The organism is Actinotalea endophytica (genome assembly GCF_025717005.1).
GTDB lineage: Bacteria > Actinomycetota > Actinomycetes > Actinomycetales > Cellulomonadaceae > Actinotalea.
In genome coordinates this window covers 153,481-166,818 of the sequence record NZ_JAOVZU010000007.1, presented here as the reverse complement: position 1 = coordinate 166,818, position 13,338 = coordinate 153,481, and the positions used below count along the sequence as shown (strand labels likewise).

Annotated in this window: 12 protein-coding genes; 4 read left to right on the top strand and 8 right to left on the bottom strand. The window is 71.1% G+C overall.

The annotated features are described in order from the left end of the window. Nucleotides 1-129: 129 nt before the first annotated feature. The 3 genes from OEB99_RS13340 to OEB99_RS13330 form a co-directional block, all read right to left on the bottom strand. Entirely contained in the window at nt 130-1,095 is a 966-nt protein-coding gene (locus OEB99_RS13340) for a carbohydrate ABC transporter permease (protein ID WP_263577769.1), read from the bottom strand. Then, a complete protein-coding gene (locus OEB99_RS13335) occupies nt 1,092-2,255 on the bottom strand; it encodes a carbohydrate ABC transporter permease (protein WP_263577768.1) in 1,164 nt (387 codons plus the stop codon). Before OEB99_RS13335 ends, OEB99_RS13340 begins: the two co-directional genes overlap by 4 nt. Before the next feature lie 193 nt (nt 2,256-2,448). Continuing rightward, nucleotides 2,449-3,822: an ABC transporter substrate-binding protein gene (locus OEB99_RS13330; RefSeq protein WP_263577767.1), complete on the bottom strand. Its 1,374-nt coding sequence runs from the start codon at nt 3,820-3,822 to the stop codon at nt 2,449-2,451. A 208-nt stretch (nt 3,823-4,030) separates the two neighbouring features. On the opposite strand from OEB99_RS13330, the gene OEB99_RS13325 reads away from it, so the two are divergent. Together OEB99_RS13325 and OEB99_RS13320 are read left to right on the top strand one after the other, a co-directional pair. Then, on the top strand, nt 4,031-4,795 hold the full coding sequence (locus tag OEB99_RS13325; RefSeq protein ID WP_263577766.1) for a TetR/AcrR family transcriptional regulator: 765 nt from the start codon (nt 4,031-4,033) through the stop codon (nt 4,793-4,795). Beyond that, nucleotides 4,792-6,840, top strand: a complete 2,049-nt coding sequence (locus OEB99_RS13320) for an acyl-CoA dehydrogenase family protein (RefSeq protein ID WP_263577765.1) — start codon at nt 4,792-4,794, stop codon at nt 6,838-6,840. The genes OEB99_RS13325 and OEB99_RS13320 overlap by 4 nt, the downstream gene beginning before the upstream one ends. A 155-nt stretch (nt 6,841-6,995) precedes the next feature. Here the strand turns inward: OEB99_RS13320 and OEB99_RS13315 are convergent, their stop codons facing one another. The 4 genes from OEB99_RS13315 to OEB99_RS13300 all read right to left on the bottom strand — a co-directional run bounded on the left by OEB99_RS13315 (nt 6,996) and on the right by OEB99_RS13300 (nt 10,042). Beyond that, nucleotides 6,996-8,060 (bottom strand): ATP-dependent DNA ligase, encoded by a 1,065-nt coding sequence (locus OEB99_RS13315; RefSeq protein WP_263577764.1) that lies wholly within the window; start codon nt 8,058-8,060, stop codon nt 6,996-6,998. Next, the gene (locus OEB99_RS13310; RefSeq protein WP_263577763.1) at nt 8,060-8,455 is read right to left on the bottom strand and encodes a cupin domain-containing protein; all 396 of its coding nucleotides are present in this window, start codon (nt 8,453-8,455) and stop codon (nt 8,060-8,062) included. The genes OEB99_RS13315 and OEB99_RS13310 overlap by 1 nt, the downstream gene beginning before the upstream one ends. A 183-nt stretch (nt 8,456-8,638) precedes the next feature. Continuing rightward, nucleotides 8,639-9,616 (bottom strand): SRPBCC family protein, encoded by a 978-nt coding sequence (locus OEB99_RS13305; protein ID WP_263577762.1) that lies wholly within the window; start codon nt 9,614-9,616, stop codon nt 8,639-8,641. Nucleotides 9,617-9,649: 33 nt separating this feature from the next. Beyond that, entirely contained in the window at nt 9,650-10,042 is a 393-nt protein-coding gene (locus tag OEB99_RS13300; RefSeq protein ID WP_263577761.1) for an ArsR/SmtB family transcription factor, read from the bottom strand. Between the two features lie 151 nt (nt 10,043-10,193). Here OEB99_RS13300 and OEB99_RS13295 point away from each other — a divergent pair, with 151 nt between their 5' ends. Together OEB99_RS13295 and OEB99_RS13290 are read left to right on the top strand one after the other, a co-directional pair. After that, nucleotides 10,194-11,669 carry an AAA family ATPase gene (locus OEB99_RS13295; RefSeq protein ID WP_263577760.1) on the top strand — a complete coding sequence of 492 codons (1,476 nt, stop codon included), beginning with the start codon at nt 10,194-10,196 and terminating at the stop codon, nt 11,667-11,669. Nucleotides 11,670-11,774: 105 nt separating this feature from the next. Beyond that, nucleotides 11,775-12,380, top strand: coding sequence for a dihydrofolate reductase family protein (locus OEB99_RS13290; protein ID WP_263577759.1), 606 nt, complete (start codon nt 11,775-11,777; stop codon nt 12,378-12,380). A 50-nt stretch (nt 12,381-12,430) separates the two neighbouring features. Here OEB99_RS13290 and ppk2 read toward each other — a convergent pair whose 3' ends face one another. Beyond that, nucleotides 12,431-13,273, bottom strand: coding sequence for a polyphosphate kinase 2 (gene ppk2 / locus OEB99_RS13285; protein WP_263577758.1), 843 nt, complete (start codon nt 13,271-13,273; stop codon nt 12,431-12,433). Nucleotides 13,274-13,338: the final 65 nt, after the last annotated feature.

Sequence of the window (13,338 nt, the reverse complement as noted above, 5' to 3'; positions counted from 1 at the left end):
GCGAGTGCGGCCTGCTAAGTGCCTGGTACGTACGGTACCTGATACCCGCGGTACCGCACGTCGACGTCGGTACCCGGACATGACGAAGGGCGCCGCGCACCGGCGCGACGCCCTTCGTCCGAGCGCGTCTCAGCCCTTCACGGACCCCGCCAGGAGCCCGCGCACGAAGTACTTCTGCAGCGCGAAGAACACGATCAGCGGGACGACGATCGCCACGAACGCCGACGGCGCCAGCAGCTCCCAGTGCGACCCGAAGTTGCCGACCAGCGCCTGCAGGCGGGTGGTCAGCGGCGACACGAACTCCTTGCTCGCACCGACGAAGGTCAACGACACGAGCAGGTCGTTCCACACCCACAGGAACTGGAAGATCGCGAAGGACGCGATCGAGGGTGCGGACAGCGGCAGCACGATCTTGCGGAAGATCAGGAAGGAGTTGGCCCCGTCCACGCGGGCCGCCTCCATCAGGTCGCGCGGCAGCTGCGCCATGAAGTTGTGCAGCAGGAAGATCGCCAGCGGCATGGCGAACATCGTGTGGGTCACCCACAACGACGCGAAGTGGCCGGTGATCCCCAGAGCCGGGAACACGGTCACGTCACCGATGTGCACGCCGGTGTTGAACAGCCGGAGCAGCGGGACCAGCGCGAGCTGCAGCGGGACCACCTGCAGACCGAACACGATGAAGAAGATCGTGTTGCTGCCCTTGAACGGGATCCAGGCGAGTGCGTACGCCGCCATGGTCGCCAGTGCGAGCGGGAAGAGCGAGCCCGGGATCGAGACCACCAGCGAGTTGACGAAGTACGGGATGAGGCCGCCCTGGACGTTGTAGCCGCCCGAGAACAGCACGGTGTTGTAGTTGTCCAGGGTGAAGACCGGGTTGGTGAAGACCGTCCACCAGCCCGAGCTCGCCACCTCGGTGTCCGGCCGGAACGACGTGACGAACAGCCCGAACGTCGGGATCGTCCAGAGCAGGGTCAGCACGACGACCAGCACGGACGAGAGCCGGCTGCTCAGCGTGGTGCGAACCTTGGTCCCGGTGCTCGAGGTGACCGTGTGGGCATCGACCTTGGTGGTCTGCTGCGAGTCGACGGTGCTCATCGGACAGCACGCTCCTTCCGCAGCTGCATGATGTTGTAGATCAGCACGGGGACCACGCCGACGAAGAGGATCACGGCGAGTGCAGAGCCGTGGCCCTGGTCACCCTGGACGAAGGTCTGCCGGTACATCTCGTACGACAGCACGCTGGTGTTGAAGTTGCCGCCGGTCATCGTGGCGACGATGTCGAAGATCTTCAGCACGGCGATGAGGATCGTGGTGAACACCACGATGAGGGTGCCGCGGATCATCGGGATGGTGACCCGGACGAACATCTGCCAGCCGGTCGCGCCGTCCAACGAGGCCGCCTCGAGCACGTCGGTCGGGATCGCCTTGATCGCCGCGGAGAGGACCACCATCGCGAAGCCGGTCTGCACCCAGACCATGATCACGATCAGCATGAACGTGTTCAGCGGTGTGGTGAGCAGCCAGTTCGGCGGGTTCTTCCAGCCCAGCCAGATGCACATCTGGGACAGCAGCCCGATCTGTGGTTGGGCCGGGTCCTTGTACTCGTAGACGAACTTCCAGATCACGCTCGCGCCGACGAACGAGATCGCCATCGGCAGGAAGATCAGGGACTTGGTCGCCGACTCGCTGCGCTTGCCCATCCGGTCCGCGAGCAGTGCGAGCACGAGTCCGAACGCGGTCGACGCCGTCGGTGCGATCGCGAGCCACAGCACCGTGTTGATGAGCACGGTCTGCATGTTCGAGTTGGTGAACGCCCAGGCGTAGTTGTCGAATCCGACCGCGGCCTGGCCGCTCGCGTCGTAGAAGCTGAGCATGAACGTCCGGATCGCAGGGATCACCAGTCCGACGAGCATGAACAGCGCCGCCGGGCCGAGGAAGACCAGGATGCCCACGGGTCGGGACACCCGACCCGAAGCCTGGCCGGCGATGAAGAACACGACGAACAGCACTGCGGCGACCACCAGGATCGCGGCGGCGCCGCCGCTGAGCTTCCACAGCGAGGCCCCGACCAGCGACGTCGGCGACGTGAAGACCGGGACCGAGATGACGTGCATCATGCCGAGCACGATCAGCAGGAGCACCAGGGCGAAGAACCCGGTGGTCCACATCCAGAAGGAGCGGTTGGAGGTGCCCGCCGATGCGGGCGCCCGACGGGTCGTGGCCGTCTCGGGAACGGCTGTCCTGCTCTGGCTCATGGCAAGCCTCCGAGCGCGGGAACGGGGGAAGTGGTGGAGTCGGACACGCGTCCCTCCTTCGGGTTCGGGATGCGACGTTGCGCCCCGACGGCTGTCGTCAGTACTAGCCCTAGCACAGGCGCCCGGACCCGGCGAACCGGATCCGGGCGCCTCTTCTGCGCTAGGTCGTCACCTGTCGGTGGCGGTCAGCCGATCACGGCCAGGCTGCGTCGATGTTCTGCAGCATCTGGTCGGTCGACTCGCTGCCGGCGAACCAGTTGGTGAACTCGGTCCACTCGGCGCCGGAGCCGACCGCGGACGGCATCAGGTCGGAGGCGTCGAACCGGAAGGTGGCCTCAGGGTCGGTCAGCTGCTCGGCGGAGAGCTGGTCGATCGGCGCGGTGTAGACCGACGGGTCCACGCCGTTGTTCGCCGACACCCAGCCGCTGGCCTGCTCGATCCGGCTGGTCGCCCACTCCGGGGTCGACAGGTAGGTCTGCACGGCCGCGACCTCGGGACGGTCGGCGAAGGAGACGACGAACTCGCCGCCGCCGACGACCGGCTTGCCGTAGGTGTCGTTCATGGCCGGCAGGTAGAAGGCCCACACGTCGCCGTCCGGGCCGACGTTGGTGCCCTCGGGCCACTGGGCGGCGTAGAACGACGCCTGCTGCAGCATGTAGCACTGGCCCTGGAGGATCGGCAGACCGGCGTCCTGGAAGGTCGTGGTCGCGATCGAGGCGACGTCGCCGTGGCCACCGTTGACGTAGTCAGGGTTCTTCATCCAGGCCTCGAGGATGCTCATCGCGTCCTTGATCTCCGGAGACGAGAACATCACGTCGTGGTTGACCCACTGGTCGTAGACGTCGGGCCCGGAGTTGCGCAGCACGATCTGCTCGAGCCAGTCGGTGGCCGGCCAGCCCGTCGCGGTCCCGGAGCCGATGCCGCCGCACCACGGCTTGACGTCGCCGTCGGCGACGATCTGGTCGGACAGCGCCATCAGGTCGTCCCACGTGGTCGGGACCTCGTAGCCCGCGTCGGCGAACATCGAAGGCGAGTACCAGACGAGCGACTTGGCGTTCGCGCTCATCGGGGCGCCGTAGAAGGTTCCGTCGACCGTGGCGTAGTCCTTCCAACCGGCCGCCCAGTACGTGTCGACGTTGTCCGCCACAGCCTGGGGGGCCGCGACAGCGTTCGGGGCCATGCGAGCGAGCAGGCCGGGCTGGGGGATGATCGCCAGGTCGGGAGCCTGGCCACCCTGAACCCGCACGGGCAACTGCGACTCGAACTCGTTCGTGCCCTCGTACTGGATCGTGATGCCGGTGCAGTCGCTGAAGTCGGCCCAGGATGCCTCGAGCGAATCGGACTCGGGGCTCAGGATCGAGGCGAACATGGTCACCGTCGTCCCCTCGTGCCCCATGTAGTCGGCGTAGGCCGCGCAGTCACCGCTGGCCGAACCGCTGTCGCTGCTCGACGAGCTGCTGCTGCTCTCACCTCCGCTTGAACCGCTGGAACACGCCGTGAGCACCAAGCCCATGGCGGCCACGGCGGAGCCGACGATCATCGTGCGTCGGCGACCGATAGACCTCATGTTCTCTCCTCGTCTGACGTCGTTGTCTCCCGGCGCGCAAGCGCGTCGTACGGGCGAACTCTTCGATCATTGCCCCGTCGATGACATCCGGCAACAAGCACAGGCCACGGTTCCATAACGTCCGAGCGCGGCTGTGCTGGGTCGATGGGACCGATCCCATCGATTCCTCGGGTGTCCGGAACCGAAAGTACTTGATACCGTCAGTATCGTGAGTCGATCAGCACCGGAGCGATCGGCGGCGCAGGACGTCGCCGCGGACGGACGTTCCACGCGGTGGGAGGCGCACCGCGAGGCCCGTCGCGCCGAGCTCGCCCGCGCCGCGCGCCGCGCCGTGCACCGCCGCGGGCCCGACGTGTCCATGGACGAGATCGCCGCCGCGGCCGGGACCTCCAAGTCGATCGTCTACCGGTACTTCGTCGACAAGCCCGGTCTGCAGGCCGCCGTCGGGGCCGCCGTGGTCGCCGACCTCAACGTCGCGCTCGACGAGGCGGGGCGCCGTGGCGTGACCCCGCGTGACGGTCTGCGCGCCATGATCGACGCCTACCTCGCGATGGTCGAGGCCTCGCCGAACGTCTACTGGTTCGTGACCCGGCCGGTCAGCGAGCACGCGTCGGCGCCGCTCGGGCACTTCATGGACGCCGTCGCGACCCTGGTCGCGCGCCCCTTCGCCCGGCTCCTGTCGGGACACGGCGACGGCGCGCTCGCGGACCTGTGGGGCAGCGGCGCGGTCGGCTTCGTCCGCGGCGCCGGCGAGTGGTGGCTCGCGCACCGCGACGACCCGGACGCGCCGACCCGCGCCGAGCTCACCGAGCGGGTCACCACCTGGCTGTGGACCGGCCCGGTCAGCGCGCTCGCCCGCAGCGGCGAGGTCGCCGAGGACGCCGCAGGCGCACCCCGGCAGACCCGCGCAGCGGGCGCCACCGCAGACGTACCCAGCGCAGACACCGCACTCACCGTCGAGGAGCCGTCATGACCACGCTGACACCCACCGCCGAGGCCGCCGTCGACGTCGCCGGGCTCGAGCAGCTGCTGCTCGGGCGCTGGGCCGACATCCGCCGGGCCGCTCGCGCCACCGTGGCCGACCCGCGGTTCCACAAGGTCGAGGGCATGCCGGTCGCCGAGCACCGGGACCGGGTGCTCAGCCAGCTCAAGACCCTCGCGGTCGAGGGTGACGTGCTGCGTGCCTTCCCGACCGCCCTCGGCGGCGCCGACGACCACGGTGCTTCGCTCGCGCGGTTCGAGGAGCTCATCGCGGCAGACCCGTCGCTGCAGATCAAGGCCGGTGTGCAGTGGGGGCTGTTCGCCTCCGCGATCCTGCACCTCGGCACGGCCGACCACCACGCCCGGCTGCTTCCGGGCGCGATGAGCGTCGACGTGCCGGGCGTGTTCGCGATGACCGAGACCGGGCACGGCTCCGACGTGGCGAGCATCGCCACCACCGCGACGTACGACCCGGCCACCGAGGAGTTCGTCATCGACACCCCGTTCCGGGGGGCGTGGAAGGACTACCTCGGCAACGCGGCTCTGCACGGCACGGCCGCAGTGGTGTTCGCGCAGCTGATCACGGCTCGGCCCGGTGGCGAACCGGTCAACCACGGCGTGCACGCGTTCTACGTCCCGATCCGCAACCCGGAGACCGGCGCGTTCCTGCCCGGGATCGGCGGCGACGACGACGGCGTCAAGGGTGGGCTCAACGGGATCGACAACGGCCGGCTGCACTTCGACCACGTCCGCGTCCCGCGCACCGACCTGCTCGACAGGTACGGCGACGTGGCCGCGGACGGCACCTACAGCTCGCCGATCGCCAGCCCCGGCCGGCGGTTCTTCACGATGCTGTCCACGCTCGTCCAGGGCCGGGTGTCGTTGGACGGCGCAGCCGTCAACGCGAGCAAGATCGGGCTCGCGATCGCGGTGACCTACGCGAACCAGCGACGGCAGTTCACCGGTGCCACGGACACCGACGAGGTCGTGCTGCTGGACCGCCAGGAGCACCAGCGTCGGCTCCTCCCGCGACTCGCCCAGACCTACGCCCAGACGTTCGCCCACGAGCGGCTGCTCGCCGCGTTCGACGACGTCTTCTCCGGTCGCGCCGACTCCGACGACGACCGCCAGGACCTCGAGACCATCGCCGCCGCGCTCAAGGCGTCCTCCACGTGGCATGCGCTCGACACGCTCCAGGCCTGCCGCGAGGCGTGCGGCGGCGCGGGCTTCCTCGCCGAGAACCGGCTCGTCTCGCTACGGGCGGACCTCGACGTGTACGTGACCTTCGAGGGCGACAACACGGTGCTGCTGCAGCTGGTGGCCAAGCGGCTGCTCGCGGACGCGGCCAAGGAGCTCGCACACATCGACGCGAGCGGGATGGCCCGTCTGGTCGCCGAGCGCGCCGCCGACGCGGCGATGCACCGCACCCCGCTGCGGCGCGTGGTCCAGACGCTCTCCGACGGGTACGACGCCCGCCGCTCGGTGGGCCAGGTGCGCAACGTCGACGCGCAGCGCGAGCTGCTCACCGACCGGGTCGAGACCATGGTCGAGGAGCTGGTCATGGCGCTCCGGCCCGCGGCGAAGGCGTCGCGTGCGGAGGCGGCCCGCCTGCTCGACCAGCACCAGCACGCCCTGATCGAGGCCGCACGGGCGCACGCCGACCTGCTGCAGTGGGAGGCGTTCACCGCGGGCGTGTCCCAGGTGTCCGACCCGGGGACGCGCCAGGTGCTGATCTGGCTGCGGGACCTGTTCGGGCTGACGCTCGTCGAGCGCAACCTCGCCTGGTACCTGATCCACGGCCGGCTCACGGCGCAGCGTGCGCGGGTCGTCGGCTCGTACGTCGAACGGCTGCTGGAGCGGCTCCGCCCGCACGCCCAGGACCTGGTCGACGCGTTCGGCTACGGCCCCGCGCACCTGCGTGCGGCGATCGCCACCGGCGCCGAGGCGCAGCGCCAGGACGAGGCCCGCGCCCACGCCCGCGCCGAGCGCGCCTCGGGCACCGCGCCCCGCCTGGAGAAGCAGACCAAGCCCCGCTGAGCTGCGTCGCGGGGCTCCTCCCGCGAGTTCGCTGGGTGTCGTCGAGTTCGCTGGCCGTGACCAGCGGGGTGTGGGGGGGGTGTCGGCGTGTGCGCGGGCCTCCCCCCGCGCCCTGGGCTCTGGCCAGCGAACTCGGGGGCTTTGCTCCGTGTGGGTCAGCCGGCGAGGACCTCGCCGAGCGAGAAGCGGACCGGGTGGTCGAGCTGGTCGTAGGTGCACGAGGCCGGGTCGCGGTCCGGGCGCCAGCGGACGAACTGCGTGGTGTGCCGGAACCTCGGGCCCTCCATGTGGTCGTACTTCACCTCGACCACCCGCTCGGGGCGCAGCGGCGTGAACGACAGGTCCTTGCCGGCGTTCCAGCGGCTGCCCTCGGCCTCCCGCGGTGTGCGGGTGCCGGCGGCCTGGGCCTCGCGGGTCCAGGGGTGGTCGGCCGCGTCGGTGACCAGCGGCTGGAGCTCGTCGAACAGCTCGCGGCGGCGGGCCATCGGGAAGCTCGACGTGACCCCGACGGAGGCGAGCGCGCCTTGGTCGTCGTAGATGCCGAGCAGCAGCGACCCGATCGCCCGGTCGTCGGTCTTGTGCGTCCGGTACCCGGCGACGACGCAGTCGGCGGTCCGCTCGTGCTTGATCTTCGCCATCACGCGCTTGCCCTGCTGGTACGTCGACGCGGGGTCCTTGGCGACGACGCCGTCCAGGCCGGCACCCTCGAAGACCTCGAACCAGCGACCCGCTTCGGCGAGGTCGGTGGTCATCGGGGTGCGGTAGACGCCGGGCCCGGTCCCCGGCACGGAAGCCTCCAGCCGGGCTCGTCGCTCGGTGTAGGGCAGCCCGGTGAGGTCGTCGTCACCGAGCGCGAGGAGGTCGAAGGCGACCAGGACGGCGGGGGTCTCGCGGGCGAGCAGCCGCACCCGGGAGTCGGCCGGGTGGATCCGCTGCAGCAGCGCCTCGAAGTCCAGCGAGCTCGCGTCCGGCGTGGCGATCACGATCTCGCCGTCCACCACGCACCGGGCGGGCAGCTCGCGACGGATGGCGTCCACCACCTCGGGGAAGTAGCGGGTGATCGGCTTGGTGTTCCGGCTGCCGATCTCCACGTCGTCGCCGTCGCGGTAGACGATCGCGCGGAACCCGTCCCACTTGGGCTCGTAGCACCGGTCCGGCGGGATCTGCGGCACCGAGCGCGCGAGCATCGGGTCCACGGGTGGCATCACTGGTAGCTCCATCACGCGCCCGCCTCCTCGTCCCGGCCGGCGACGTCCGACCACTCCTCCTGGATCATGACGTCCGACGCGTGGATGCAGATCATCCGCAGCACGTCCTCGCCGGTGTTCGTGAAGCCGTGCCAGGTGCCCGGCTGGACCACGACCGTGTGGCCCGCGCTCGCCTGGACCACCTCGTCGCCCAGGGTGATCGACGCCGTGCCGGCCAAGACCGACCAGGTCTCCGTGTAGGGGTGCCGGTGGAGGGCCGGCCCTTGGCCCGGGTCGTTGTCGACGAGGAAGAAGGACACGCCGGAACCGTGCTCGCGTCCGACGAACTTCAGGGTGCGGGAGCCGGGCAGGCGCAGGGCGTCCGCCGGGATCGCACGGGAACGGGGCACGGGTTCTGCTGCGCTCATCGGGGTCCTCTCGGCCGGCCGGACGCGACGGCCGCGGCGCGTCGGTCCGATCATCGCAAGCCGTGGGCACGCGAGCACCCCGGGACGGCCGGTGGGGCGAGCCGGGGTGCAGCGCCGGGGTGCCCGCGCCGTTGGGGCGAGCCGCTGGTGGCGAGCCCGGTGTGCCCGCGACGGCGGTCGCGCTCAGGCGGGCGTGAGGACGAGGTCCTCGAGCCGGCGGTACGACGCCTCCATGCCCTCGGTCATGCCGGTCGCGAGGATCTGGTCGCGCAGCTCGTCGTTCGGGTAGGTGATGACGATGCTGAGCAGCGTGCCGCCGCTCACCGCGGTGAGGGTCATCTCGTTCGTCGTCGCCGGCCCGTCGGTGCTGATCATCTGCTCGGTCGTCACCGCTCGCACCGGCGGCACGTGCTCGAGCAGCTCGCCTTCGAAGCCGAACCGGGCGCTGCCGTCCTCGGCAGCCCACTCGTAGCGGTAGCGCTCGCCCACCGTGGTCGCGATCTCGCAGACCGGCATGGTCCAGCCGTCGGGGCCGAGGAGCCAACGACGCATGAGGTCGGGGTCGTGGTGAGCCCGCCAGACCTGCTCGACCGTGCCGCGGATGGTCCGCGTCACCCGCACGCGCGAGTCGGTGAGCATCGTGGTGGTCGTGCCGTTCCCGGCGGCGAACGCGGCAAGGTCGGCCAGTACGGCGTCCATCTGGGCGAGCGCCTCACGCATGCCGTCGACCATGCCCATCGCGACGAGTCGTTCCATCGCGCTGAGGTCGGGGAACGTGGTGACCGCCGTGAACCGGGACCCGGTCGCGGTCGGCTCGATGACGACCGTGGTCCGCGACGTCGGCAGGGCGGGGTCGGGTGCGCCGTGCTCGTCGGCGAAGCCGTCGACGAACTCGAAGCTGCGGCCGGGGTCGACGGCCTGCATCTGCCAGTAGCCGCCCGCGCGCTCGCCGTCCGGGCCGGTCATCACGTACTCGGTGCGACCGCCGGCGGCCATGTCGTGCCGGGTGACGGTGGCGGGCCAGGTGGGCGGGCCCCAGAAGCGCTCGAGCTGGCGCGGGTCGGCCCACGCGTCCCAGAGGCGCTCGGTCGGGACGGGGTAGTCGCCCACGACGGTGAGTGTGAGGGCAGTGGGGTCGGACGAGACCGTGGTGATGGGCATGGTGGTTCCTTCGACGGTGGGTGAGGTGGTGGCTCAGGTGGTCGGGTCGGGCGTCGGCCCGGGGCCGGCCGGTGAGCGAGGCGCGGTGGGCGGGTCGGCCAGGACCGCGTCCAGCTGGCCGAACCGGGCGCGCCAGAGCTCCTCGAGGGCGGTGAGCAGCTGCCTGGCCTGGGCGATCCGGTCCGGGTCAGCCGTGACGATCCGCTCGCGGCCGCGGGCCTGCTTGGTCACGAGCCCCGCACCCTCGAGCACGGCGACGTGCTTCTGCACGGCGGCGAAGCTCATGGCGTACGCCGTGGCGAGCTCGCTGACCGAGGCCTCGCCGAGCAGGGTGCGGCGCACGATGTCGCGTCGCGTCGCGTCGGCGAGTGCCCGGAAGATCCGGTCGACCTCCGCGTCGGTCAGCGATGACTGATCTACAACCATGTGGTTGTACGTTACGGAGGTCCCGGCCTGCTGTCAACGGTCCGCGGTGCGGACGGCCACGGCGGTCACGGTCCGCGCGTCGACGGTCACCCGGTGTCGAGGGAGCCCGCGGCCGCGGCGCCGGTAGGGTGCCCGGCGTGGAGGATCGCCGATGACCCAGCTCGGTTCGGGGCAGGACCTCGTCGCGCTGCTCGCCTCCCGCGTGCCGATCGTCGTGATGGAGACCCGCGACGAGGCGCGCGCCCTGGGTGTGGTCGGTGCCGCAGCGGCCAGTGCCGGGAACCTGCCGGTGTTCCGGTGGACGGTCACCGAGGGCCTGGCCCGGCAGGACGTGCACCTCGGTCCCCAGCGGTTCAACACCGAGCCGGCCGACGTGCTCAACTTCGTCCGGGGGACCGACCTGCCCGGCGTGTACGTGCTGGTCGACTTCCACCCCTACCTCGACGACCCGCGTCACGTGCGGCTGCTCAAGGACATCGGCCAGGGCTACGGGGCCGTCCCGCGCACCGTCGTGCTGGTCAGCCACGCGGTGCCGGTGCCCGTCGAGCTCGAGCACCTCGTCGCCCGCCTCACCGTGGCGGTGCCGGATCGCGTCGAGCGCGCCACGGTCGTCGACCGCGCGATCGCCGAGGCGAGCAGGCACCACGGCGGCCCGCTCGTGGTGGACCCGCACGCCCGTGACCTGCTCGTGGAGAACCTCGGCGGGCTGTCCATCGGGGAGGCCGAGCGGCTGGCCCGCGGCGCGGTCGCCGACGGCGCACTCGTCCCGGCGGACCTGCCGGTCGTGATGCAGGCGAAGTACCAGCTGCTCAACCGCGGTGGCGTGCTGCGCTACGAGCACGACGTGCCGGACGTCGCGGACCTCGGCGGGATGGCCGCCCTGGTCCGCTGGCTCGGCCTTCGCCGGGCGGCGTTCGACGGCTCGGGCGCCGGCCTCGAACCGCCGCGCGGCGTGCTCCTGGTCGGCGTGCAGGGCTGCGGCAAGTCGATGGCCGCCAAGGTCGCCGCCGGGGTCTTCGGGGTCCCGCTGCTGCACCTCGACCTCGCCGCGGTGCACAACAAGTACGTCGGCGAGTCCGAGCGGATCCTGCGCGAGACGCTGGCTACGGCCGACGTGCTCGCGCCGTGCGTGGTCTGGGTCGACGAGGTCGAGAAGGCGCTCGCCGACGACGAGTCCGGGGCCGCCCGGCGGGTCCTCGGCACGCTGCTCACCTGGCTCGCCGAGCGCCGGTCCAGCGTGTTCGTGGTCGCCACCGCGAACGACGTGTCCGCGCTGCCGCCGGAGCTGGTGCGCAAGGGCCGGTTCGACGAGCTGTTCTTCGTCGACCTGCCCGACGCCGCAGCGCGCGCCCACATCCTGCGGGTGCACGCCGCCCGGCGAGGCCTGGTGCTCGACGAGGCGCAGGCCGCGCTCCTCGCCGACGCATCCGCCGGGTTCTCGGGGGCCGAGCTCGAGCACGCGGTGGTCTCCGCGCGCTACGCGGCCTACGCCGGTGGGGGAGCCGTCACCGCCGACCACGTGCTCGGCGAGCTGCGCGCGACCCGGCCGCTGTCGGTCGTGATGGCCGAGCGGATCGCCGCGCTGCGAGCGTGGGCGACGGGACGTACGGTGCCCGCGGCGGGCTGAGCCCGCCGGCCGTCGCCGCCGGGGCGAGCCCCTGAGCGGTAGGGCGAGCGCCGCCGCGAACGCCGGCGTCCGCACACCTGTGTCGCGATCACCAGGAGGTTCTCGATGCCGGACACGACCTGTCACATGTCGATCTCGCTGGACGGCTTCGTCGCGGGGCCGGACCAGAGCCGGGAGAACCCTCTGGGGCTGCGTGGCGTCGAGCTGCACGGTTGGCACATCGGTGACCCCCGGGCCACTGATGCCGACGCGATCGCGGCCGAGTGGCTCATGCGCCCTCGCGGCGCGTACGTGATGGGTCGGAACATGTTCGGCCCGATCCGCGGGGACTGGGACGAGGAGTGGTCGGGCTGGTGGGGGCCGGAACCGCCCTATCACGCGCCCGTGTTCGTGCTGACCCACCACCCACGTGCACCGATCCAGATGGATGGGGGTACGTCGTTCCACTTCGTGACCGAGGGCTTCGACGCGGCCTACACGGCAGCGTGTGAGGCTGCCGGAGGTCGTGGCGTGGACATCGCCGGCGGCGCCTCGACCGTGCGGCAGGCGCTGATCGCCGACGTGATCGACGAGCTCACCCTCGACATCGCACCGGTCCTGCTCGGCGCGGGCGAGCAACTGTTCAGGGGAGTCGAGTCGTTCGGCTTCGAGCCCGCCGAGGTGCTCCACTCACCGCTCGCCACCCACGTCCGCTACCGCCGGGCCGGCTGACGCGCATTCGGGCCCGGGTCGGCGGCCGGTTCGCGCGGCGCGGCCCGTGCTCAGCCCAGGAGGCTTGCCGCGTGGTCCGGCACGTAGCGCTGCATGTCGCGTGGCGGGCGCTGGTAGCCGGTCGGTCCGGGCCGCTCCGGCAGCCTGATCGGCACCCGCTGCACGTCGTGGTAGTCGATGCTCGAGACCAGGTGGTGGATCATGTTCAGCCGCGAGATCCGCTTGTCGTCGCTGTCCACGACCCACCAGGGCGCCTCGGGGATGTCGGTGTGCACGAGCATCTGGTCCTTGGCCCGGGAGTAGTCCTCCCAGCGGGTGATCGACTCGACGTCGGTGGGCGACAGCTTCCACTGCCGCATCGGGTCCTCCAGGCGGGAGCGGAACCGGGCCTCCTGCTCGGCGTCGGAGACCGAGAACCAGTACTTGCGCAGGATGATCCCGTCCTCGACGAGCATCCGCTCGAAGATCGGGCACTGGTGCAGGAAGCGGTGGTACTCGTCCGCGGTGCAGTACCCCATCACGCGCTCGACGCCGGCGCGGTTGTACCAGGACCGGTCGAACAGCACGATCTCCCCGGCGGCGGGCAGGTGTGCGACGTACCGCTGGAAGTACCACTGGGTGCGTTCGCGCTCGGTGGGCGTGGGCAGTGCGGCGATCCGCGCGACGCGCGGGTTGAGGTACTGGCTGACCCGCTTGATCGTCGAGCCCTTGCCTGCCGCGTCACGCCCCTCGAACACGACGACGAGGCGCTTGCCCTCGGCGCGCACCCACTCCTGGATCGTGACCAGCTCGGCCTGGAGCCGGAAGAGCTCGCGCTCGTACAGGGCCTTGGGGTAGCGCGCCTTCTTGTCCCCGGCGCCGTGGTGCTTGCCGTGCTTGCCGTCGTCGGCCATGGACCGAGCGTAGGCGTGCCTAGCCCGGCTACGGCGCCACTCGCGCGCTGTTTCGGCGGCCGCGG

Bases quoted from the DNA above. Each gene is read 5' to 3' on its own strand.
- OEB99_RS13320 (WP_263577765.1), top strand. From the start codon at position 4,792: ATGACCACGCTGACACCCACCGCCGAGGCCGCCGTCGACGTCGCCGGG.
- OEB99_RS13340 (WP_263577769.1), bottom strand. From the start codon at position 1,095: ATGAGCACCGTCGACTCGCAGCAGACCACCAAGGTCGATGCCCACACG.
- OEB99_RS13305 (WP_263577762.1), bottom strand. From the start codon at position 9,616: ATGCCCATCACCACGGTCTCGTCCGACCCCACTGCCCTCACACTCACC.
- OEB99_RS13310 (WP_263577763.1), bottom strand. From the start codon at position 8,455: ATGAGCGCAGCAGAACCCGTGCCCCGTTCCCGTGCGATCCCGGCGGAC.
- OEB99_RS13295 (WP_263577760.1), top strand. From the start codon at position 10,194: ATGACCCAGCTCGGTTCGGGGCAGGACCTCGTCGCGCTGCTCGCCTCC.
- OEB99_RS13335 (WP_263577768.1), bottom strand. From the start codon at position 2,255: ATGAGCCAGAGCAGGACAGCCGTTCCCGAGACGGCCACGACCCGTCGG.
- OEB99_RS13315 (WP_263577764.1), bottom strand. From the start codon at position 8,060: ATGGAGCTACCAGTGATGCCACCCGTGGACCCGATGCTCGCGCGCTCG.
- OEB99_RS13290 (WP_263577759.1), top strand. From the start codon at position 11,775: ATGCCGGACACGACCTGTCACATGTCGATCTCGCTGGACGGCTTCGTC.
- OEB99_RS13300 (WP_263577761.1), bottom strand. From the start codon at position 10,042: ATGGTTGTAGATCAGTCATCGCTGACCGACGCGGAGGTCGACCGGATC.
- ppk2 (WP_263577758.1), bottom strand. From the start codon at position 13,273: ATGGCCGACGACGGCAAGCACGGCAAGCACCACGGCGCCGGGGACAAG.
- OEB99_RS13330 (WP_263577767.1), bottom strand. From the start codon at position 3,822: ATGAGGTCTATCGGTCGCCGACGCACGATGATCGTCGGCTCCGCCGTG.